The organism is Roseofilum acuticapitatum BLCC-M154 (genome assembly GCF_030068475.1).
Classification (GTDB): Bacteria; Cyanobacteriota; Cyanobacteriia; order Cyanobacteriales; family Desertifilaceae; genus Roseofilum; species Roseofilum acuticapitatum.
Genome location: NZ_JAQOSP010000031.1, coordinates 16,591 through 39,087 on the forward strand (window position 1 = coordinate 16,591; position 22,497 = coordinate 39,087).

General features: G+C 42.9%; 16 protein-coding genes. 8 read left to right on the top strand and 8 right to left on the bottom strand.

Annotated features, from left to right (window positions below):
- Positions 1–199: 199 nt before the first annotated feature.
- Complete coding sequence (gene pabB, locus PMG71_RS04540; protein ID WP_283752456.1) at positions 200–1,957, top strand: aminodeoxychorismate synthase component I; 1,758 nt, start codon at positions 200–202, stop codon at positions 1,955–1,957.
- A 230-nt stretch (positions 1,958–2,187) separates the two neighbouring features.
- On the opposite strand, the gene PMG71_RS04545 is transcribed toward pabB, so the two are convergent.
- The 5 genes from PMG71_RS04545 to PMG71_RS04565 all read right to left on the bottom strand — a co-directional run bounded on the left by PMG71_RS04545 (position 2,188) and on the right by PMG71_RS04565 (position 6,192).
- Positions 2,188–2,370, bottom strand: a complete 183-nt coding sequence (locus PMG71_RS04545; protein WP_283752457.1) for a DUF2283 domain-containing protein — start codon at positions 2,368–2,370, stop codon at positions 2,188–2,190.
- Between the two features lie 66 nt (positions 2,371–2,436).
- Positions 2,437–3,159 (bottom strand): DNA/RNA nuclease SfsA, encoded by a 723-nt coding sequence (gene sfsA / locus PMG71_RS04550; RefSeq protein ID WP_283752458.1) that lies wholly within the window; start codon positions 3,157–3,159, stop codon positions 2,437–2,439.
- Positions 3,160–3,167: 8 nt separating this feature from the next.
- On the bottom strand, positions 3,168–4,037 hold the full coding sequence (locus tag PMG71_RS04555) for a type 2 periplasmic-binding domain-containing protein (RefSeq protein WP_283752459.1): 870 nt from the start codon (positions 4,035–4,037) through the stop codon (positions 3,168–3,170).
- A 128-nt stretch (positions 4,038–4,165) separates the two neighbouring features.
- Positions 4,166–5,668, bottom strand: coding sequence for a hypothetical protein (locus tag PMG71_RS04560; protein WP_283752460.1), 1,503 nt, complete (start codon positions 5,666–5,668; stop codon positions 4,166–4,168).
- A gap of 17 nt (positions 5,669–5,685) precedes the next feature.
- Positions 5,686–6,192 (bottom strand): hypothetical protein, encoded by a 507-nt coding sequence (locus tag PMG71_RS04565; RefSeq protein WP_283752461.1) that lies wholly within the window; start codon positions 6,190–6,192, stop codon positions 5,686–5,688.
- Positions 6,193–6,251: 59 nt separating this feature from the next.
- Between PMG71_RS04565 and PMG71_RS04570 the strand changes: the two genes are divergently transcribed.
- Entirely contained in the window at positions 6,252–11,993 is a 5,742-nt protein-coding gene (locus PMG71_RS04570) for a tetratricopeptide repeat protein (RefSeq protein WP_283752462.1), read from the top strand.
- Positions 11,994–12,243: 250 nt separating this feature from the next.
- On the top strand, positions 12,244–12,675 hold the full coding sequence (locus PMG71_RS04575; protein ID WP_283752463.1) for a hypothetical protein: 432 nt from the start codon (positions 12,244–12,246) through the stop codon (positions 12,673–12,675).
- A 6-nt stretch (positions 12,676–12,681) separates the two neighbouring features.
- On the opposite strand, the gene hrcA is transcribed toward PMG71_RS04575, so the two are convergent.
- A complete protein-coding gene (gene hrcA, locus PMG71_RS04580; RefSeq protein WP_283752464.1) occupies positions 12,682–13,758 on the bottom strand; it encodes a heat-inducible transcriptional repressor HrcA in 1,077 nt (358 codons plus the stop codon).
- A gap of 136 nt (positions 13,759–13,894) precedes the next feature.
- Here hrcA and PMG71_RS04585 point away from each other — a divergent pair, with 136 nt between their 5' ends.
- Both PMG71_RS04585 and PMG71_RS04590 read left to right on the top strand, forming a co-directional pair.
- Positions 13,895–14,317 carry a putative toxin-antitoxin system toxin component, PIN family gene (locus tag PMG71_RS04585; RefSeq protein WP_283752465.1) on the top strand — a complete coding sequence of 141 codons (423 nt, stop codon included), beginning with the start codon at positions 13,895–13,897 and terminating at the stop codon, positions 14,315–14,317.
- 7 nt (positions 14,318–14,324) lie between these two features.
- On the top strand, positions 14,325–14,558 hold the full coding sequence (locus PMG71_RS04590; protein WP_283752466.1) for a toxin-antitoxin system HicB family antitoxin: 234 nt from the start codon (positions 14,325–14,327) through the stop codon (positions 14,556–14,558).
- A gap of 82 nt (positions 14,559–14,640) precedes the next feature.
- Here the strand turns inward: PMG71_RS04590 and PMG71_RS04595 are convergent, their stop codons facing one another.
- Both PMG71_RS04595 and PMG71_RS04600 read right to left on the bottom strand, forming a co-directional pair.
- On the bottom strand, positions 14,641–16,860 hold the full coding sequence (locus tag PMG71_RS04595) for a PhoX family protein (protein WP_283752467.1): 2,220 nt from the start codon (positions 16,858–16,860) through the stop codon (positions 14,641–14,643).
- Positions 16,861–17,221: 361 nt separating this feature from the next.
- Positions 17,222–18,109, bottom strand: a complete 888-nt coding sequence (locus PMG71_RS04600; protein WP_283752468.1) for an acyl-CoA desaturase — start codon at positions 18,107–18,109, stop codon at positions 17,222–17,224.
- A 193-nt stretch (positions 18,110–18,302) separates the two neighbouring features.
- Here PMG71_RS04600 and PMG71_RS04605 point away from each other — a divergent pair, with 193 nt between their 5' ends.
- The 3 genes from PMG71_RS04605 (at position 18,303) to PMG71_RS04615 (ending at position 22,359) form a co-directional block, all read left to right on the top strand.
- Positions 18,303–19,154 carry a DUF928 domain-containing protein gene (locus PMG71_RS04605; RefSeq protein WP_283752469.1) on the top strand — a complete coding sequence of 284 codons (852 nt, stop codon included), beginning with the start codon at positions 18,303–18,305 and terminating at the stop codon, positions 19,152–19,154.
- A complete protein-coding gene (locus tag PMG71_RS04610) occupies positions 19,142–21,109 on the top strand; it encodes a CHASE2 domain-containing protein (protein ID WP_283752470.1) in 1,968 nt (655 codons plus the stop codon). The genes PMG71_RS04605 and PMG71_RS04610 overlap by 13 nt, the downstream gene beginning before the upstream one ends.
- Before the next feature lie 74 nt (positions 21,110–21,183).
- The gene (locus PMG71_RS04615; RefSeq protein WP_283752471.1) at positions 21,184–22,359 is read left to right on the top strand and encodes an HhoA/HhoB/HtrA family serine endopeptidase; all 1,176 of its coding nucleotides are present in this window, start codon (positions 21,184–21,186) and stop codon (positions 22,357–22,359) included.
- Positions 22,360–22,497 lie beyond the last annotated feature (138 nt).

Here is a 22,497-nt window from a genome sequence, read left to right on the forward strand (position 1 = left end):
GGTAAGAGATGTCTTCTAGAGAACAACAGGATTGTTACAATTATAGACCTTTCTATATCTTTCTTGCCAGCCCCGCCAGAATAAATGGGTGAAATCACGTAGCGATAGCCAACCAAATAGAGGGAAGATATAGTATGATATTAGAGATACTTTCAAAGAATCTGCTGATTTTCCCACCTATAAATTGGAAGAATTGGGAATGAAGACCCACTATCTTGCCTATATTTACGAATCTGAAACCCACCATTGGTTACAGTTTGAAAACCCAATCAAAGTCTATTGTGTAACCGCTAATTCTGGGAATCCGATCGCTACTTTAGAGGAAATTGAAAATCAAGTAGAAAAACAGGGCTGTTATGCTGTGGGGATGCTCAGTTATGAAGCTTCTCCTCTCTTTGATAGCGCTTTAAGGGTTCATGAAGATCCGGATTTTCCTCAACTCTGGTTTGCTCTGTACGATCGCCCCTCCCATATCTTAACCCCCCAAGACTTCATCAAGCTCTACACCCATGTGGACGATCCGGGAATCACCTGGGAAAGTGAACTGACAGAAGCGGAGTTTCATCAGGCGATCGCCCGCGTTCAGAATTACATCCGCCAAGGCGACACCTTCCAAGTCAACTACTCCTTCCGTCTGCGATCGCCCTTTAGAGGCGATCCAGGGTGGGCACTCAATTTTCTCAGGCGATCGCCCCCAGCCCCCTATTCCGCTTACCTCGACATGGGGCGCTATATCATTGCCTCCAGCTCCCCCGAACTCTTCTTCACCCTCGACGGCTCCACCTTCACCAGCAAACCCATGAAAGGAACCGCCCCACGGGGAAAAACCCTAGCCGAAGATCGTCAGCTTGCCCAATGGCTGCACCATTCCCCCAAAAACCGCGCCGAAAACGTGATGATTGTGGATATGGTTCGCAATGATATTGGGCGAGTCGCCACCATTGGCACTGTGCAAGTCCCCCGCTTGTTTGAAGTTGAACGCTATGCCACCGTCTGGCAAATGACCTCAACTGTCACTGCTCAAACGCGATCGCCCCTGAGCCAAATTCTCGCCAATATCTTCCCCTGTGCCTCCATCACCGGCGCACCCAAAGCTCGCACCATGGAGATCGTCACAGAACTCGAACGCTCTCCCCGACGCATCTATACCGGGGCGATCGGGTATTTGCGTCCCGGACGCAAAGCCAAATTTAACGTCGCCATTCGTACCCTACTCATCGACCAACATAGCCAACAAGTCGAATATGGCATCGGTAGCGGCATCATCGCCGACTCCAACAGTCAAGAAGAATACCAAGAATGCTACATCAAATCCCTGATCCTCAGCCAACAACAGCCCCCCTTTTCTCTCCTAGAAACCCTCCTCTGGACTCCCCAAGCTGGCTATTTCCTGCTCTCCTACCACCTGCAACGACTTCAGGACTCTGCCGAATACTTCAAAATTCCCCTCGACCTTCCCCAACTCCTCCAGCATCTGCAAACCCTCGCCCCCACCCTCAAACCCTCACCCCACAAAATTCGCCTATTGATCGACTCCCAAGGAGCATTAACCCTAGAATCCTCCCCCATTTCTCCCCCCTCTCCCTCCACCCCCATCACCCTCAAACTTGCCCCCCAACCCATCGACTCTGGCAATATTTGGCTCTACCATAAAACCACCCATCGCCAGATTTACACTCAAGCTAGTGCTGCGGTAACCGGCTGCGATGATGTGCTTCTGTGGAACGAAAATCATCAGATTACAGAATCGAGTATCGCCAATGTTGTCCTCTATTGGCAGGGAAAATGGATTACTCCTCCCTTAAATTGTGGACTCTTAGGAGGTACATTCCGCGCTTGGCTTTTAGATCGGCATCTGATCCACGAATACCCGATTACTTTGGAGATGATTAACCCCTCCTCGATTTTGTATGTGATTAACTCCGTTCGAGGATGGCAAAGGGCGCGGCTAATTTGAGAGATTTTCTAGACATCAGCAAGATTGAGTTCGGCTAAACCCAAATACTCGATCCCTTCTGGATTAGCAAATGTCCAATTCCACTTTTTTAAAATCAGCAAGGGTAATATCAAGTCCGATTATTCATGTCCGCGAAGCGGAAATACCATGATTAAAAATTTAGGGAGCGAGACGCTCCCACTCCAGTAATATCAAGGGATTAGAGGAGTGCGGGCATCTTGCCCGCTTCTTCACCCTTTATCCGGACTTGATATCACTCTATGATTAAGGTTTAAGATTTCCACCCCTACCACTTGATTATGTTCATTATAATCTAAGATGATCCCTGGCTTTACTTCTTCAGATTCAATAATCGTTGAATTATCAAGTCGTAAATAAAGAGCATCAGATTGTTCATCAAATTGGATTTTCATAGTCGATTCCTTTGAGTCCGATCGAAATAAACAGTGATAATACGCCAAGGCTCTGTTGTTGGATTATTAACATCCTCGATCAATACAAAGTTCGGCTAAACCCAGATACTCGATCCCTTCTGGAGTGACGGAAAAGCGACAGGGGAGAATTTCCACTCCTTTGGCGATCGCCTGACGCAACAGCTCCCCATAGACGCGATCGGCACAGTCTCCAGGGGAAAACTGCTCACAATCGGCGCGATTGATGAAATAGAGCATCACCGCTCTGGCTTTTGGGGGCAGTTCCATCAACTCCCGTAAATGCTTTTGACCGCGATCGGTGACGGTATCGGGAAATAAAGCCAACCCATTTTTTGCCCAAGTCGTATTCTTAACTTCCACATAAATCGGCGGATCTCCAGTCAGCACAAAATCCACTCGACTGCGCCGATCTTGACCATAAACGACTTCAGTTTTTAGGCTTTCATAATCTTTTAATTCGGGAAAAATGCGCTGCTCCAGAGCTAATTTAATCACCCGATTCGGCAAGCTTGTATTCACCCCCACCCAAATTGGTTCCGGTTTCTGTAATTGAATCATTTCCCAAGTGTAAGCCAACTTACGCTTGGGATTATCATGATAAGACACTTGCACCGGAGCGCCAATTTCACACACATCCGTCATGGGCCCCGTGTTGGGACAATGGGCCGTAATTAACTCCCCTGTTTCCAACTCAATATCGGCTAAAAACCGTTTATAGCGACGTTTGAGGATACCCGGAAATAGGGGAGGATAGGAATATAAAGACATTCTCTAGCTTAACTACACTTATCCATGGCGGCGATCGTCACATCAATATAAGGAGAAGTAACCCCAACTAAATTGGTCAGCAGATCGGTAATAATATTTCTGGAATCTCCTGCGGCAATAAACCGATTAACCCTTTGTCTCCATTCCTCATCATGGGAGGGCAAAATCATCCCATAGCCAATACAGGTCAAGGGTTGATCGGGTAAGAGGCTATATTGTCCATAGGATAACCCTTGTCTTTCGGCTTCTCCGACTAACAAAATCCCATCACTCGCAAAAGCATCAATGGTTGCGGACATGGCATCGCGAACCGCTTGTTGCCTACCTTGATTTCCGGTATAAGGAACAGCCGTAGCCAGTTGATAGCGACTTTCGATAAATTGGCGCGTCAAAGTATTATCTAAGACCCCAATATCTAAGCCTTCTAGAAATCCCGAAGGTTTGAATAAAATGCGAGTTTGAGGACGCATTAAAAAATAGGTTCCGGTGATGAAAAATCTGAACGAATACTGGGTTCCTTGGGGGGGACTGGTGCTAATTGTATTGGGGCCACATTCTAAATGAGTGAGTCCATCTCTGACGCTGCGATAGCGACCATTGGGGGAAGATTCATTGAGGGTAGATTCAACCATTTGGAGTTCAATGGTGCGGTCTAATTCTTGTTCTAGCTCCTCAGTGAAAGACTCCATCATCTGTAAGCATAGTCCTTTCCATTCTCCAGATTCCATATAGCCAAAAGGAGCGGCATCTTTACGAATGCCGACTTTTAAGGTTCCGGTATTTCTAATTTCTTCGAGAATTTCTTGGGCTGGACTGGCTCCAGCCGTTGTTAAAAGGATACCGAAGCTGGCGGCGATCGCTGCTATTTTCTTGAACATTACCGTTATTTATTTTCGGAATAACCTGACGAGCTAGATTATCCTGAAATCCGGTTTTTGTCAATTGGTAGACTGTAAAGGGAGTTGAGGCTGCCTAGGCTGAAGCGAATTCTGTAGCAAATTAATCATTATTGCCGATCAAACAAATAAAGCATTCCTCGAATAAATAGAGCAACGATCGCTGTTGTTAGGATCGTCATGACTGTAGAAATTGCTGGAGTGAGCCAAGGATCTGTAACACCCATATCTAATAAATATGGACTGAGTAAATGTTGTTTAGCATCATTTTCCTCAGTAGCAGCAACAGTGGGTACAACAACAATAGGAAATTGTTCTGAAACAGAAGCAACGATTGAGCCAACAGCTAATGCAGTTCCCCAAATCGCAACTTGATGTTGAAATGCGCGATCGCGCTGTGCTTGATCGGTTTCTACCAGAACACGCAAAGATTCAATAGAGTTCATCAATCCTTCGAGGAGTTGACTTCCTGGAGTAAAATTATCATAATCCACCTGTGTTTGTACTAGGTACTGTTCTTGGACAATTTTAGAAAATTTATCTAAAAAATTCAAATCTGTACAATTATTGTTAGCATGTGTTGGCAGGAAAATCAGTGAAGGGGTATTGTTAAGTAATTGTTGTCGAATTGTATGCAGCCTTTTATTATAATTTTTCAAGTTTACTTCTATAGTCTTGATTTGATACTGGAATTTAGCTCCGTGCATAGTATACATGGATTGAGTCCGTTGAGCTTGCCCTAAAATTGATTGTATTTTTTTGAGGTCAACCTTTTTTCTACTAGCCAATTCCATCTCTTGTATACTTTGGTTAATACAAATAAAGTCTTGATTAATCAATTCTTTAAGGTATCGACTCTGCCCATAAGACCACATTATTTTTGAGCGATATGAAAACAAAGTCATCCAATCTGTCACATAAGTCACTGCTTTTTTAGCAGATTTTTTATCTGGGTATAAGGCAATTATAACGTGGATATTTTTTTGTATTTGTGTAAGAAGTGGTGGCTTCTCAGTTTTTAGATTAATTGAACGTTCTGGCATTGTTAATTCATAATTCCAAAGTTCAAAAACATAACCGCCATGTAAGCGTCCTTCTCCACCTTTGGATAAATCTTCATCCCAGTTACCATTGGGGATGAGATATGAATAGCATAATTTGGCAAGCTCTCTCGGACTTTGATTACTTTCGTTTGGTAGTTCACCTGAAATCATCCAAGTTTGTCCTAATGTAGCAGCTTGACCCTTTAATTCTCGTTCAATATAGTCTTTGAGCGTTTTCACAAAATTGACAGGAAGTGGATCAGTTTGATTGGTAGAAGAGCAATTGAACAACAATCCATAAGTGTCACTAAGACGCACCGGATAATAGCATCGTTCAATGTAACCATCATTTCCTCCAAATTTTGAAATTGGTGGGTCTAATAAAGGATCATATTTAGCTTCAAAAGCAGTATCTTTATTGAATAATATTGTATGCAGCTTCTCAGGAAGCTTGGCTTGGAATAAATTTCGATTATCCTGTATTTCAGATAAATCTTCTCCTAAACCATTGCGAAGATCGTACAAATATAAATCAAGTGTAGGATAAATAATGTTGCCAAATGATAACACGATTAATCTCCCATTGTTTATTTATAACGGCTCTTGAAATAATTCAATACTTTTTGTAATCTAGAAAGCTTCTTAACACTCTGCTCTGGATGAGGAGTATCTAAAATTTTCAGCGAAGAATTGATCAGTTCTTGGGTTGAACGATCGTGTTGAACGGCAGAGGGCTTTGTCCTTGCTAAATCGCTAAAATGACTAAAGTTTTTAGGTTCATTACTCTCAGAAGGGATGGCTTGTTCAACTGCCGCTAAAGTTGGCCATGGGAGGATTTCATAGCAATTCTCAAGCTGAGTTATAGATTCTTGATATAACTCCTGTAATGTCGAATTTCCTGTCATAAATGTTTCTATATCTTGCTCAATAAGAACCCAAGGATCTACATCAGAATCTACATCGCACTCAGATACATACATGAGTGTTTCCGAGATATCTGCTAAAGCAGCACATTCTTCAGGCTTTAGGTTTTCTTCATATTTGAAGAGAGCTAAGAGTAGGGCACGTAAAGTATTTTTAACAGAAGTAGCCATGACCCAGATAGTGAATTTATGCTTAGAGTATACCTATTCTGATTGTACTCGTTTCAGCAATGATGAAGCGCAAAGCTCTGGTAATTGGGATTAATCGCTATCCTCTGTTAAGGGATAACCGTAACCAACGCAAAGACCTCTCTACACCTGCCACAGATGCGGAAGCGATCGCTCAATGGTTGGAAAACCATGGAAATTTTGATGTAAAACGATTTCCATGCACCATCAACCCTTATCAAGTAGACCCCCGTCCAGCTAGAGTTTGGAGAGCAGAAGACTTAAAAGAGGCTATTGAAGCTCTCTTCAACCCCCCTCCAGGAGAAATGCCTGATACAGCACTCCTGTTTTTTGCTGGTCACGGATTGCGGAAACCTAGCTCAGAAGAGGTCGAGGTCTTTTTAGCAACCAGCGATGTGTATCCAGATCGAGATCGGTGGGGAATTTCCCTAGAGTGGTTACGCGAACGCCTCGATCATAGCCCTGTAAGACAGCAAATTGTGTGGCTAGATTGCTGCTTTAGTGGCCAATTCTGCAATATTAAACGGCCTAATCTAGAGATAGATAGAGATCGTTTTTTTGTGACAGCCTGCCATTCGTTTGAGTTAGCCCGTGAGGATTCTGAAGGAAAGCATGGAGAATTGAGCAAGGCATTATTACATTTACTTGAGGAGGCACAAGCAACAGGCCAAACAGTAACCAGTTTGACTTTGGGAAGTCAACTTCATGAATATACCAAAAAGTTAGGAGCAGCACAACAGAAGCCAGTATCCAAGTTTTCGGGTGGACAGATTACCCTAATGGAGGCTAAAAAGCAAAGCAATAATCAAGAATCCTCATTTGGGCCACCGGATTATGAAAAATTCTATGGTAGACGCAAAGAGTTAGAAGAGCTTAAAACAGATGTTCATAACAATCGTGTCGTTGTGATGTGGGGTGAGTCAGGGGTAGGGAAAACTTGGTTAACTGCCGAGCTTGCCAAGCAACTAAGCACTGATTATCAAGTATGTTGGATAGACGAATATCCAGAAGAGTTCACCATTGAGGATTTTTTGTTACAAGTCAATGATTTTTTAAAAGAAAATAATGAGTTGGGATTTAATACAACTTACGAAGAAAATAAGATTAATAACCAGAGTAAGATTGATAGGCTTGTTAATTTTCTGGGAAAAACTAAAAAAGATTTTCTGTTTGTTTTTGATGGATTCCAAAGAGTACGTCAAAATAGCTTAAACGATTTTGAATTTTTTATTCAACGCTTTAGTCACAAACAATCTCAAAGCAAACTTATCCTAGTTACACATTCAGTTTTAGGACGAAACATTACACATAGGCAAATCAAAGGATTTGAGAAGGAAGAGGTTGTCAATTACATCAAACAACATGGATGTCAAGTTCAAGGACAATGCTCTAAAAAAAATATAGAGGCTGTTGTTCAAGTAACAGGCGGTCATCCTTTAGCTATTGATCTCATTCTTGAATGGGTTTTTAGAGACGGAGTATCTATGCAAGATGCTCTAGATAATATAGTCCAATATGACCAGGAAGATAGACAAGAATTAACCACACGATTGCTGAAAAAAATCAAAGATGTTTTAACGGAAGAAGAACAACATGCGTTTAGAAAACTCTCGGTATTTGAGACTCCGGTTAAGGCTTCTGCCTGGGAATATTTAGATATCCCTAAAAGAGTAAGTCAGTCTTTAATACGTCGCCGATTACTTTCTCCAATGGATAGTGATTACTTTCAAATGCATCAACTGATTGCCCAGTTTTGGCGTAAAGAGTTACCTGAAGATGAAACTCAATTGTTACATCAACAAGCTGCTCAATACTATTGGGATACGGCTAAACAGAGTCCTTTAGAGAGCTTAGATCGTACTACTTATCTCCAATCCTACGATCACTGGCTCAAAAATGATGACCAGGAAAGTGCAGCACAAGTCATTAATAATCTAGTGAGTCGCATCCATGAAAAAGAAAGGCTACCTTCAGAACGGTTACCAGGGTTAACCTCCTGGTTATTAAATCTTCCAAAGGAAGTGAGTGAGAATAAACCTTGGCTCTTATTAGAGAAAGGCAGAAAATTAGAGAAAAAATTTAGCCCTGAAGAGGCTGAACTCCTATTTCAACAATCTCATGATATTTTTAAGCAGCAACAGAATGCGCTGGGGAGATCTGTTGCTTTATTTTATGTAGGCAAAATGCGTGCTTTGAAGCAAGAACCAGAACTTGCTTTACAAGCATTACAGCAAGTTTTAGATATAGCAGAGGAAGGACAAGATATTCCGATGCAAATTCGGGCTTTAGGGAAAAAGATTGGTTGCTATATAGATATGGGTGACAAGGAAAAGGCAACTGAAGATTCTAATAATGCTGAAAAATTGGCTAGAATGCTTAACGATCAATTGGGCTTGGCATTGATTGTATACCGAAAAGGCAGCATTGAACGTCATTGGAGTAATTATTTAGAAGCTGAACGATACTTTGTAGAAAGTGCCGAATCTTTTAAAAAATTGAAAGATGTTTATCATCAATCTAAAGCGTTGTCACGTATAGGTATTTGCCAAACATTTCAAGGGAAATTTTTAACGGCTATTGAAAATTTAAACAAAGCTATTGAAATCAAAAAAACAATTCAGGATGAACATGGATTGGCTCGTGATTATGATTATTTAGCTGATATTTATGCTCTTCAAGGAGACTTTACTACAGCCGAAAAAAATTATAATAAATCGCTGGGCATTAAAAAAGGCTGTAAGAATATGAATCCAGACACTTATGGATTGATTAAGTCATATAAAAATCTCGCTAAAATTGAATTACTAAAGAGGGAAAATACGTTTAATCAAGCACAAGAATTTATTGGAGAGTGTCAAAAATTAATCAATCCCAACAATTCAAAAGATATTGAGCGAAAATATATTGGTTTGAATGGATCTAAATTATGGGTAAAAGGCGATCTTGAATATAGTCAAGGTGAGTATGAAGCCGCCTTAAAAAGCTATGAAGAATCTGCTAGTAATTTTAAATCGTTTAAAGTTCTTGATAGCGAAGCAAGAGTAAGATTTAGTTTGGGGCGGACTTACCTAGCAATGGCAGATATCAACAAAGCAAATGATTATCTCCAAGATTGTCTGAATTTATTCAGACAATATAACATGGCCTATGATGAAATTTTGACTCTTACCTATTTATCTCGCTGTACAATGTGGACTGATTTGCAGCAAGCTCTGAATTATAATCAATTGGCACTAGAATCGGCTTCTGAGATTGATTCAAATTTAATTCAAGCTATTTGTTTTGAAACACAAGCATTATTAGAACAACATACTTGGTATACTTGGTTACAAAATTTTGCAGGTAAGAATAATACAGAAGTTATAGGAAATGAAAATATTCAATTATTGATTGATTCAGTTTGGAAATATTACGATCAGGCTATATCGAATTTAGAAAAGGGAACCTCGAACAGTTCAAATTCTCAATCCAACCAGAACGAATCTTCAAAAAGTAAAATTAATCGAGGTTCCAAAAATGAACAAGAGACAACCGAAAATGAACAAAAGCAGCCAAAGAAAAGTTTAATTATTTATCGTCTAGAAATAGAAACTAAAAAAACACTATGGCAACTTTTGGTTAAAAATTGGTGCAACGATGAAATTAATCTTGATAATGCTTATGGATTACTAAAAAACAAATTTATTGCTCAGGAGATCATTAAAATTGAACTACTGAATTTGCAATATCTAATGCAAAGGAACAATCAAGATATAGTTTCTAGTTCAACCTTAAAATTAATAGCAGAATATGCTGTAGAAATTCTGTGTCCGTTAGCTATGCGATTTGGCTTAAATCAGTTGCGAGAAGAAACTGAAGACTCGGCGTTTAAAGTTTGGAAACCAGATGAATATGAAAGAATCCAAGAAAGACTGAATGAGAATTTACCTGATCCCGATATATTTTTAGAAAATTTAAAGATAGAACTTGAAGATGAACTCGGAGATGCTAGAGTTCAGTTAGAAGAAATTCAAACGAGAATAAAAAGTGTTTACAGTATTTATAAGAAAGAGCAAGCACGACAAGTATCTTTAAAGTTAGATCAAATCTTAGATATTGTCGGAGTCCGAATTATTACTGAAACTGAAGAAGATTGTTACACAGCACTCAGCGTAGTGCAAAATATGGGAGAGGTTATAGAAGGAGAAGGTATCCTCCACAACCCGATACGAAATTTTATTGAAAATCCCAAAACATCTACTGGATATCAATCTATTCATATCAATATTAGATATGGCCAAATGATTGTAGAATTTCAAATCCGCACCGAAAGAATGCATTTAGCCGCAGAATTTGGGATTAGTGTATTAGGTCTAGGGAAAGTAGCTCATCGGTATTATAAAGATCCCAGTCATTATAGCAATCCTTCATCACAGCAGAATTATCAATGGGCCCATCGAAAACGAGTACATTTATCAGTACAATGTGAATCTCAATCGGTTCAAAGTATTGGTAATCTGTTTGAAGAAGGAAAATTAGAACTAGGCAGTGTAGATGTAGATCGAGTCGGAGTAAATCAAATTATTTTACTGCTTGAAATGTTAGGAAAAAGAACAAAGACTTCTAAATATCAGCCAGGGGATATAGAATCAGAAATTTACGCATTGATTGAGAAAATAGGTAAAATTGACGGCGTGATATTAGTTAATTCTGTTCGAGAAGCTAGGATAGAAAACCCTCAAATATCCTTACAAGAAAAAGCTGAAATCATACAAGAGTTGACCAATAAAAATAGTGGTAATGATAATTATATTTATGTGATCACTCCTAAAAAAGATGTGAAAAAGATTTTGAAAGGGGTTGATAAGCAAGATCAACAAGAATTGCAACCCGTTACTCCGGTAGATTTTGCCTATACAATTCATGAGGAAGTAGGAAACCATTGTACTGGAGCTAAAGTGAATGGGAAGATGGTTAAGCTTGATACGGGTCTTCAAAATGGTGATATTGTTGAAATCATCACAAATAAAAATTCTCATCCTAGTCTAGATTGGCTCGAATTTGTAATTACTCCTACAGCTAAACACAGAATCAAGAGGTGGCATAAAAAAGAACATAGAAAGCAACATATTGATAACGGACGAGAAAAGCTACAAAAAGAATTGGGTAAAGAGGGCTTAGATTCTCTCTTAGAGTCTGACAAAATGCAGGCTATAGTAACACGACTTAATTATCACAGTGTTGATGATTTATTGGTAGCCTTGGGATATGGAGATATTTCTACCACCGATGTTATTAATCGCCTCCAAGATGACTCTCAAACTCCTCATAAAGATCAGTCAAACGTTAAAGAGAAAGAAGCTTCCTCTCAAAAAAAACTAACCATTGTAGGCATTGAAGGAATACCCTATCATTTTGCAGGTTGTTGTCATCCTTTACCTGGTGAACCCATTATTGGTATTGTAGCTCGTAGGGGAAATAGAGATGTTGCTATTCATGCACGGCAATGCCCACAAGCAGAAAAAATGCCAAGTGAACAAAAAATTACTAATCTAAAATGGGAAACTTGGATTGAGGTTGAAGTCATTGATCAACCTGGTGTATTACATGAGATTTTAGGCATCTTTAAGGAACTCAATATTAACATCGAAAATTTAAAATCATTAGACAAAAAGCCTCAATCGGGTACAGCGATTATTCCCTTATATTTTTGGATTAGAGACCGAGAAGAGCTTGAGTATATTTTGGTACGATTACGGAAAAATCCGAATTGTTTGAACGTAACTTACAGAATAGGTGAATAATAGGTGAGAGCAAGGTGAGTTGGAGATCCGCTAAAACTCAGAGGTATGTGTTCCCGCCACAAAGCTCATTTAGGCTTGAAATTTGTTTGAGTCTCATTGAAAGGCGAGTCAACCGTACCGAGAATGGAGAGTTTACCGCCTTAGCCGATCGCCGATCTGCCGTTAGAATAAACTCGTATTTCTATCACTGTGCAAAAATTTGACCACTCCATTACAATCGGGGTGAATATCCATATGAGGTTATCTAATCATGAGCGAAACTGATACACCTAAAGAATCTAGCCTAGTAGAAGTTAGCCCCGAAACCAAGGCCATGGTGGAAGAAGATGAGGGACTAAAAGATGCCACAGAACAAGTAAAAAATGAAACTATGGCGTTGATTGAGGCCATGAAAACCAGGGCCCAATCAGAAATTCATAAAGCCAGAAACTATACCCTGGAAACCTATCTCAGTTCTGTCAAGAAAGCTAAAGCCAGCTTAGAAGAAGAAAATCTATTCGATCCGGAGCGCATTGAGAATTCTCTCAAAATCCTGCAAAAAGATGCGGAGAAAAATTGGGAGAGCATTCTTAAGCAAGCTCAGGAACTCGGCGATCGCCTGTCAGATGCAGCTAAGGCAGCTTGGGAAATTCTCACCGCTCCCCGCACCGAAAGCGATGCCAAATCCAAAGATCCCGACTAAAACCGGCTAACTCAGAGCCTCTGAGAGATAAGCAGCCGTGGCTTCCACCACGGCGATCGCATTTTCATACATCATCCGCGTCGGCCCCAAAACCCCCACACTCCCCATGGGAACCGAACCGCGAAAATAGGAAGAAGTCACCAGAGCGCAACTTTGCATCGGTTCTAAAGGATTTTCTGAACCGATCCAAACCTGTACCCGACTGCTCTCTTTTTCCTGCTCCGGAACTTGGAAAATCAGGGGGAGTAATTGGGTGGGTTCTTCTTCGAGCAAATGAATTAAAGTTTGCACCTGTTGCAATTGGGAAAACTCCGGTTGGCGCAACAATTCCGCGACCCCACTAATCCAAATATCCGTATAAACCGAAGCAGCATGGCGCTGTTGAAACTGCTTTAAAACCTGGGTAAGCTGTTCTCCATAGCGCTCAAACTCACTATCTAACTCTGTCCAATCTAAATGTTCTAACTCGGTTAGCAACCGTCCTTTCAAATTATGGTTGAGGAAATTAGAGATAACTTGCAATTCCCTTGATACCTGTTCTATCGTTTCGCTTTCCTCTTCTCCCATCTTCGGTAAATCAATTAAGGTTGAATGGGTTTGGTAATTATCCGTCACTAAAATCAACATGGCGCGGCTGCTATCCACTGCCACCAATTGCAAATGATGCAAGCGGGAATTTTGCGCCTGGGGCATGGTAATCAAGGTAATATAACCGCTTAAACTCGACAAAATCTGCGCGGCTGACTTAAAAAGCGATTCTAAACTCCATTGCCAATTGAGCTTTTCTTGTAGCAAGCTTTCTACCTGTTTCCCGGTCTTAACATTGGGGGTCATCAAATGGTCTACATACCAGCGATATCCGGAGTCAGAAGGCACGCGACCGGCGGAAGTATGGGGTTGATAAAGTAGCCCCGATTTATCTAAATAACTTAAACAAGACCGAATGGTAGCCGTACTCACAGAAAAATTATATTCTTCAACCAAAACTTTTGAACCAACCGGTTCGGCGGTGGCCACATAATGATTAACCGTTGCTTGTAAAACGCGCTTATGGCGATCGCTCAGTTTAAATTCTAAGTGCATTTGAGTTTATATCAGAAATATTATGGAATAGATAACCCTCATCGGGGAATTTTGATCTATAACTCATAAGATAGCAAGAATTTGTCCATCCATTCCCTACACCCTAGAGAGATAGCGTATATGCTATCATCGACTCATGTCTAGCAAACTGGTTATTGACACCAACATTTTTGTCAGTGCCTTAATTAGTCCCACCGGAGCCAGTCGCGCTTTGCTTCGTGCCTGCTTGCAAGGGAAGTATCAGCCGCTTATAGGAACAGCATTGTTTCTGGAGTATGAGTCAATTTTAAGCAGATCGGAGGTTATGGCACGCTGTCCGCTACCCAGAACTGATGTCGAAACCCTGCTTGCCGCCTTCATGTCAGTCAGTCAGTGGGTTCAGATTTATTACTTGTGGCGGCCAAACTTGACTGATGAAGCAGATAACCATCTGATTGAATTGGCGATCGCGGGCAATGCAGAAGCAATTGTTACCCAAAATATTAGGGATTTCCAGAGAGCGGAACTTCTCTTTCCCCAAATCTCTGTCCTCACACCCGAAGAATTGATTACGGAGTAAGTCAAATATGGCAACATTAACCATCCGTTTACCTGATGATAAGCATTCTCGCCTGAAAGCAATGGCTCAGTCTCGTGGAATCAGTGTAAATAAACTCATGGAAGAACTCTCAACCCTGGCACTGGCTGAATTTGATGCTCAGACCAGATTCCACGCTTTGGCAATGCAGGGTGATGTAGGCAGTGGCTTGGAAGTTCTGGATCGGTTAGATTCCCTGCATCAATTAAAAATTAAAAATTAAAAAGCGATTTCGCCAAAAATCTCCCCCCAGTAAAACCAGAGGGAGATGAGCGAGAAAATCAAGGATAAGAGGGAAACTGGAGTTAAACCAGGGGTTGACGATCGACCCGATGTATCGCCACGACAGAGGGTTTAGGGGGGTCATTGGGCCCTTTACCCGGCCAGTTGGAACCCAGAGGTACTATGCGCTTTTGCATGAACTCTTGACCATCAGTCGTCATCATGGAAAATTCACGGGTTTCTGATGCCATATTTTGCCGCATTCCATAGAGTTCCCCAGGATGTTGAATCGACAGAAATAGGGTTTTCTGATCGGCTGTGAAAAATGGGCCGGTGGATTCCGTTTCCATGGGAGAGAGGGCAAAGGGATAGGCTTCTCCTGCATGATCTCCAGAGAGGGGAATATACCACATGGAATTGTTGCCGAAAATACCTCGCAAACTGGATTGACTGATAAAGTTGCGTTGTGAATCGACTCGTCCAGCAGGCACGGGGTTATTGTGCTTGGAGGTAGACATATCGGTAACCATCCAGAGATTGCCTGCCGCATCAAATTCTAGGTTATCGGGGTTAGAAAAGCCCATTCCCCCCTCGGTTGCTTCTCCACCCATGGCTAGATTTTGCCACCGGAAGGTCATGGAGGCGGGATCGTTACCGGTTTCTTCCAGACGCATGATCCAGCCGTGTTCGTGGCTTTCCCCTTTGGAGTTAGAGAAGACTGCTTTATGGGCCCCGCCATCTCCACCGGGACTGCCGGAGGTGAAGGTCATAAACAATGCTCCATCTCCAGGACGGATCATGGTATCTTCGGGGCGAGCGGTACAGGTGGCTCCGGCAGCGTTGGCGGCAAAGTGAGCATCGATAAGGATGGCTCCTTGCACTTCTTCTGGGGTATTGCCTTGGTACAGATCGCCGAGGGTGGGGAATTTTTGCTTGAAGACGGCGATCGCCCCATCCTGTTCGATTTTTTCAAATCCTCCTTGGGTGCGATCGCCATTCGGTAGGGGAATCATCCCCCCATGATAGTCGCTTGGCAGGTCAGGATTGACCGGAGTATCAGCTTTTAGAGCAATCCAAGACCCGGTTCCATCAGCCTTAAATTTAGCCGCATAGAGCATTCCATCCCTGAGTAGGCGCGAGTTGGCTTTATCCTGGGGATTACGCACCAGTCCTGTACTGACAAACTTGTAGACATGCCCCCCCCGGCGATCGCATCCGGAATACACCACCAACGGTTTACCCGCTTCAGCCCGAATACCCACCGCTTCATGGCGGAAGCGCCCTAACCAAGTATGCTTAGTTCCGTAATCATTCCCATTGGCTGGATCGACTTCCACCATCCAACCATACTTATTCCCCGCCAACCCAAACGGATTACCTTGACCATTAAACTCTTCTCGTTTAACCGGTTTTTCCTTGGGATGCAAAGATGTACCATCAGCATAAACCCCTTCGGGGACAAAATCCTGGTAATTCTCTTCCGCACTAAAGACCGTACCCCAAGGACTGGTTCCCCCAGCACAATTATTAAATGTACCAATAATTTTATCGCCCAGGGTATCTAGATAACCCATGCCTTTCGTCTTGCGGAAAACCGCTACTGCGGGGCCGGTTGCTTGCAGATACTTGCCATCCTCTAAGCCAGAGATCCCTGTAATTCGGCGGTCTTGGGGGGAATAGGTTCGCACCCATTTTCCATTGGCTTCGCGACGCAAAGAAATCACGCCAATTCCTTGGTCGATCAAGGTTTCTTTAAAAAAGTTATAGAATTCAGTCTTCAAAGCCTCATCATTTAAATCAAAGGCATTAATCCCCTCATCTCCCGCTTTTTCCAATGCCGGAATGACCTTCGAGGGCAGAGATTTACCCATCACCATCGGATAGGTTTGCTCCCAAGTGGGAACACTCACATATTCAAAATTAATCGTTAAAAAGCCCGTATCTGGCCCCGTGGGCAGAAAGGAGAGATAATCATTGTTATAGCCAAAGCGAGAATTTCCAACTTTGTCTCCCCAAGAAGCAATCACCTGATAAGTGTAGCCTTCGGGCAGCACAATATCATCAACCACTTCATAGGTATTGTATAAAGACTTTTGTTGCTCTATTGCTTGCCCTTCATAGGATAGGGGACAAGGATATTTTACGGGTTGGAACCTTAAGCCTAAAGCTTTAGGGGAGGAAACTGCCGTAGCTGAACTTCCGGTTACAGAAGCGGAACCTCCCTGTTGTCCCAAAGAACCGCAAGCAACGGTAGTCGCGGTTGCTCCCAGGAATAATAAAAATTGTCTGCGTTGGAGTGTCATGGTTAGCCAGTTGAGCGATCGCGTTTTGCCACTCTGACTCTATCGGTCTTGGATTAAGCTTGGATTATGGAAAAAATAATCTGTAATTAATAATTCATTAATAGTTAACGCCCAAAAAAGAAATAAGGTGGACGCTGCCCACCCTATCTCTAGTTATATCAAGTCCGCTTATTCATGTCCGCGAAGCGGAAATACCCTAATTAAAAATGTAGGGAGCAAGATGCTCCCACTCCAGTAATATCACTCAGATTGAGGGAGTGCGGGCATCTTGCCCGCTAGTTGAACTCATTTTCATGTCCGCTTGCGGAAACCGGACTTGATATTACTTTCAAAAGATCTTCATTTAGCCTAGGATAATCACCTAAGTTTTGACTAAAAGGGGAACTTCTGGCTCTTTTTTTGCCCGTTTGAGTAGATCTTTTTCGCTCGGAATTCTCAGTTTAGAGGCTAACTTGAGAGATTCTAGCAATTTAATAAATCTATAGGTGGGATCGGGCAGATAAACCACTTCATTCTCCTGTAGCATAATCCCATGGCGACTTGAGGAGGGAAAGGCATGATGAAGATTATGCCAACCTTCTCCTAATGTGAGAAAGGCAACCCAACCATTATGACGGCTAAAATCATCAGTTTCAAAGTATTCAGAACCGGTAATGTGGCAGAATGAATTAACGGTTTGGACTCCATGAAAGAGCAAAGTGGTACTGAGGAAAAATGCGCCTAAGTATTCTAAGCCACCCATGAAATAGGACAGAACTCCGAGGGCAACTAGGGGAAGAAAATGTAGGCGATCGAGTATCCTTAAGGGCAGATTATTTTCCACATCACTGGGGAGTTTAGCGGGAAAGAAATTTTTCGAGAGTAACCATCCCCCTTGAGACCAATAAAATCCGCGTATTCCCTGATAGGGTTCAACCGGAGAATGGGGATCGAGGTCGCGATCGGCATACTGATGATGGCAGAGATGGTGAGCTTTCCACCAGCTTGGGCCCATTTGTCCGGCTGATGCACCGACAATACATCCTAGCCAGAGAATAAAATCATTGGCTTGATAGCTTTTGTGGGTAAGCAATCGATGATAAATGGCTGTGGTGGCCAGCATTCGGATGAGATATAAAAAAATAATCCAGGCGATCGCACCCCATGATAAGCCAGTGAGTAAAACCATTAACGATCCCACATGGCTAACGATAATCAGTATGGGGCCGATAACATAAGAAACCTTCGTAAGCAGGGAGTAATTCGGCATTGTGTTGTTGTAGTATCCTTTGTCTAACTCCTGACCAAACCTAACGATATCACACCCTCCTCAACTGCGCTTGATAACCCCTACCCGATCGGCCAACAAGATATAACAGTATTAGGAGCCATCTCTGGCAATTGAAGTCTAGAGACTCTGACTCATTTTCTAGAGATATATTTGGGAGAATCATTCAGTTACCATGTCTAAAACTTTTTCGATAGTCTTCATGCATCTGAGCTGCTATGCCGCCCTTTTAACTGGGGTCTTCTCGTTCAGTCCAGTCTCAGTAGCCCAACTGCCCACAGACCCTAATTTTGAACCTCCCCCTGGAGCGGGTAGACCTAATGAAACCGTAGGGGGAGCCAGTCGTCTTTTAGAAGAGGTGATCCAAATTGACTTTGAACCCCCTCCGGGTCAAGGGGCCCCCCGTGAAACCGTAGGTGGAGCCAGTCGAGGCCCGAAGTGTTTACCCGAAGAAATGCCGGTTACCGTATTAGTACCGAAAACCATTCAAGGGATTAAGTATGGGTTAACGGTTGATCCTTCCCCAGACTTTTTTGTTTATATCCCAGACACGGTAGCCACTCAAATCGAATTTATTGTCACAGATAATCAACCTTATCCCAATGGGCAAATTATTGATGAGCGGGTGATGGATATTCCTACAAAACCAGCAATCCTTAGAATTACCTTGGACGGTAAGTTAGAAGATGACCAATATTATGAATGGGCCGTTTACCTAAAATGCCCCCAAATGAATCCTAGCGGTGAAGCCTCATTTACTTTACCCTCTTCGGGTTGGATTAAAAAAGTTGGTGTCGATGAAAATTTGCTGCAAAAAGTGGATCGGTCTTCTGTCCTGGATACAATAACCTCTTATGCTAAAGAAGGAATTTGGTTTGATACCTTAAGTCTTTTGTATGAAGAATTCAAAAAACATCCAGATAATGAGAAATTGTTGGAAACTTGGCGGCAGTTTTTGCAAAGCCAAATGACGGATGTTGACCCCCTAGTTATCGATACTCCAGTGATTGACTGTTGCGAGAATTAGTCCTGTTGTTTTGGCGGTTTATGTGGAAAAAAATACAACAAAATCTAGAGGAGTGGAGGGGGGTTATTCTGATTGCTCCAACCATTGCTTTTTGCGTAATCATCTTGCGAATGATGGGAGGATTGCAACTGTTAGAATGGGCAGCATTGGATGTTTTTTTTCGCTGGCGACCGCTAGAACCTGTGGATGAAAGAATTCTGATTGTTGGGATTACAGAATCAGATATTCAGCAGATGAAACAATGGCCCTTATCAGATCAAGTTTTGACTGAATTACTCAAAAAAATAAAGTCTCAAAATCCGAGGGTCATTGGTTTGGATATCTATCGAGATTTGCCCGTAGAACCGGGTTATCAGCAGTTTGTGGAGTTAGCGAGAAATACACCTAACTTAATTGGGATCGCTAAAGTGGAGGGCGATCGCCTGGGTGAGTCTGTGGCTTCTTCACCGATTTTAGGGCAACTGAATCAGGTTGCAGCAGCCGATTTGATTTTGGATGGGGATGGCAAAATTAGGCGGATGTTGTTGTCGGTTCGAGATAGTGAAGGAAAAACGTTTTTTGGCTTAGGCACAAGGTTAGCGTTAGATTATCTGCAACAAGAAGGTATTGCATTAGAGGTTCTCGATCCACCCACAAGTAAGGTGGGTTTGGGAAAAGCGGTTTTTATGCCTCTGCAAAACCATGATGGAGGTTATGTGAATGCGGATACGGGTGGCTATCAGATCATGTTAAATTTTCGCAGTCGGTTCTGTAGAGATTCCCAGCAGCCTTGTGAGTTGTTTGAAACGGTAACTCTTAGTGATGTTTTAAACGATCGCCTCCCCCCCGATCTAATGCGCGATCGCATTGTTCTCATTGGTGGCAAAGCCGCCAGTCTCAATGACCGCTTTATTACTCCCTTTGGCTATAGTCTCCAAGAAGGGGGTATTCGTTCTGGGGTTGAAATCCATGCTGATTTGGCCAGCCATATCATCAGTGCCGCTTTAGATGGCCGTCCCCAAATCCAGTTTTGGTCAGAATTTGAAGAAAGTCTTTGGATCGGATTTTGGTCAACTTGGGGGGCGATCTTAGGCTGGATCTTCTTGCGCGTGCGCTGGAAACTGATCGGTGTGGTGTTCTGTGGTGTGGGGTTAACTTTAATCACCTATGGCGCGTTTTTATTGGGGTGGTGGTTACCGGTGGTTCCTCCTTTGGTGGGACTCTTCGGGGCCGCCATTTCCATTACAGCTTATATCGGCTTTTTGGAGCGCACGAACCGGAAAACGATTATGCAATTGTTTGAACGCCACGTGACCCCAAAAATTGCTCAAGCGGTTTGGAGAGACCGACACCAACTGCTGAATGAGGGGAAGCTCACTGGACGCAAGCTGACGGCCACAGTTTTGTTTACGGACTTGCAAGGATTTACCACGATTAGCGAAAGTATTGATCCGGAGACCCTGATGGTTTGGTTAAATCAGTATATGAATGCCATGGTCAATATTGTCTTAAGCCATGATGGAGTGGTAGATAAGTTTATTGGGGATGCGGTGATGGCGGTTTTTGGGGTTCCTATTCCCAGTACGACGACTGAGGCGATCGCCCAAGATGCCCAATTAGCAGTACAGTGTGCGGTAGAAATGGGGAAAAAGTTGCGATCGCTTAACCGCGCTTGGAAAGCCTCTGGACTGCCCACTGTAGCCATGCGTGTCGGTATTGCCACCGGGGAAGTAGTCGCGGGTTCCCTGGGGTCTAACCAACGGATGAACTATACCACCATCGGTGATAGCGTCAACGTGGCTGCTCGCTTAGAAAGTTATGATAAATCCTTAGATGGCGGTCTCTGTCGGATTCTGATTAGTGAAGAAACCTATGAAAATATCAAGGGGAAATTCCCGACCCAGGCGATCGGATCGGTCTCCCTCAAAGGTCGCACTGCACCGGTTAAAATTTATCAAGTCATGGGTAATGAGTAAGAGGGAATAGGGAAAACCAACACCCAGACCCTTGTCCTATCACTAAACATTGTAAACCGTAATTTTCATGAGTGATGATGCATTTATTTTTGAGAAAATCCTTACTTCGATTCCGCTCAGGAAACCTGTTATTTCTACTGTCGATTTCCCTTCTCGCTCTCTTTCTCAACTTCACCGCACCCTCCGCGATCGCCCTCCAAGTCCCTCAACCGGGAGCCAACAACTTTGTCACCAGTGCTGTCAATCAAGTGGGGCCGGCAGTCGTGCGGATTGATACCGAGCGTACCATTGTCCATAATGTAGACCCCTTTATGACTGACCCCTTCTTTCAACGGTTTTTTGGTCAAGAGTTTTTTGATACTATGCCCCGCGAAGAATTGCAACGAGGACAAGGGTCAGGATTTATTATCGACTCGAATGGCATTATCCTCACTAATGCCCATGTGGTCAGTGGTGCAGACCGAGTACAAGTGACGCTTAAAGACGGCAGAACCTTTGATGGCAAGGTTTTAGGCACGGATCGGGTTACGGACTTAGCGGTAGTCGAAATTGACGACCCCCAAGAACAATTACCCGTGGCTCCCTTGGGAGATTCCGATCGCCTGCAAGTAGGAGATTGGGCGATCGCCGTCGGCAATCCCCTCGGCTTAGATAACACCGTCACTCTCGGTATTATCAGCACCCTCAATCGCCCCTCCTCAGAAGTCGGCATCCCCGACAAACGGGTAGACTTTATCCAAACCGATGCCGCCATTAACCCCGGAAATTCCGGCGGCCCCCTCCTCAATGACCAAGGGGAAGTTATTGGTATTAACACAGCCATTCGTGCTAATGCTATGGGCATTGGATTTGCCATTCCGATTAACAAAGCCAAAGCCATTCAAGGACAACTCACTAGAGGGGAAAAAGTCGCCCATCCTTACATTGGCGTGCAAATTGTTAACCTGACTCCCGAATTAGCCCAGGAAAATAATCGCGACCCCAATGCCCCCTTACTCTTGCCCGAAATCGAAGGGGTTTTAGTGATGAAAGTGATTCCCAATACCCCAGCCTCTGAAGCCGGTTTACGTCGTGGCGATGTGATTATTTCTATTGACAACAAACCGATTAAAACGGCCGATGAATTACAACGCATTGTCGATCAAAGTGATTTAGGCACATCTTTATCGATTCAGGTGAAACGGGGCAATCAAACCCGACAGTTTCGGGTAAAAACGGCTCAGTTAGATGAGGTTATGGAGAATGAGTAATATCAAGTCCGGTTTCCGCAAGCGGACATGAAAATTTGTTAAGAAGCGGGCAAGATGCCCGCACTCCTCGAATTCTTTGATATGACTGGAGTGGGAGCATCTTGCTCCCTGGATTTTTAATTAGGGTATTTCCGCTTC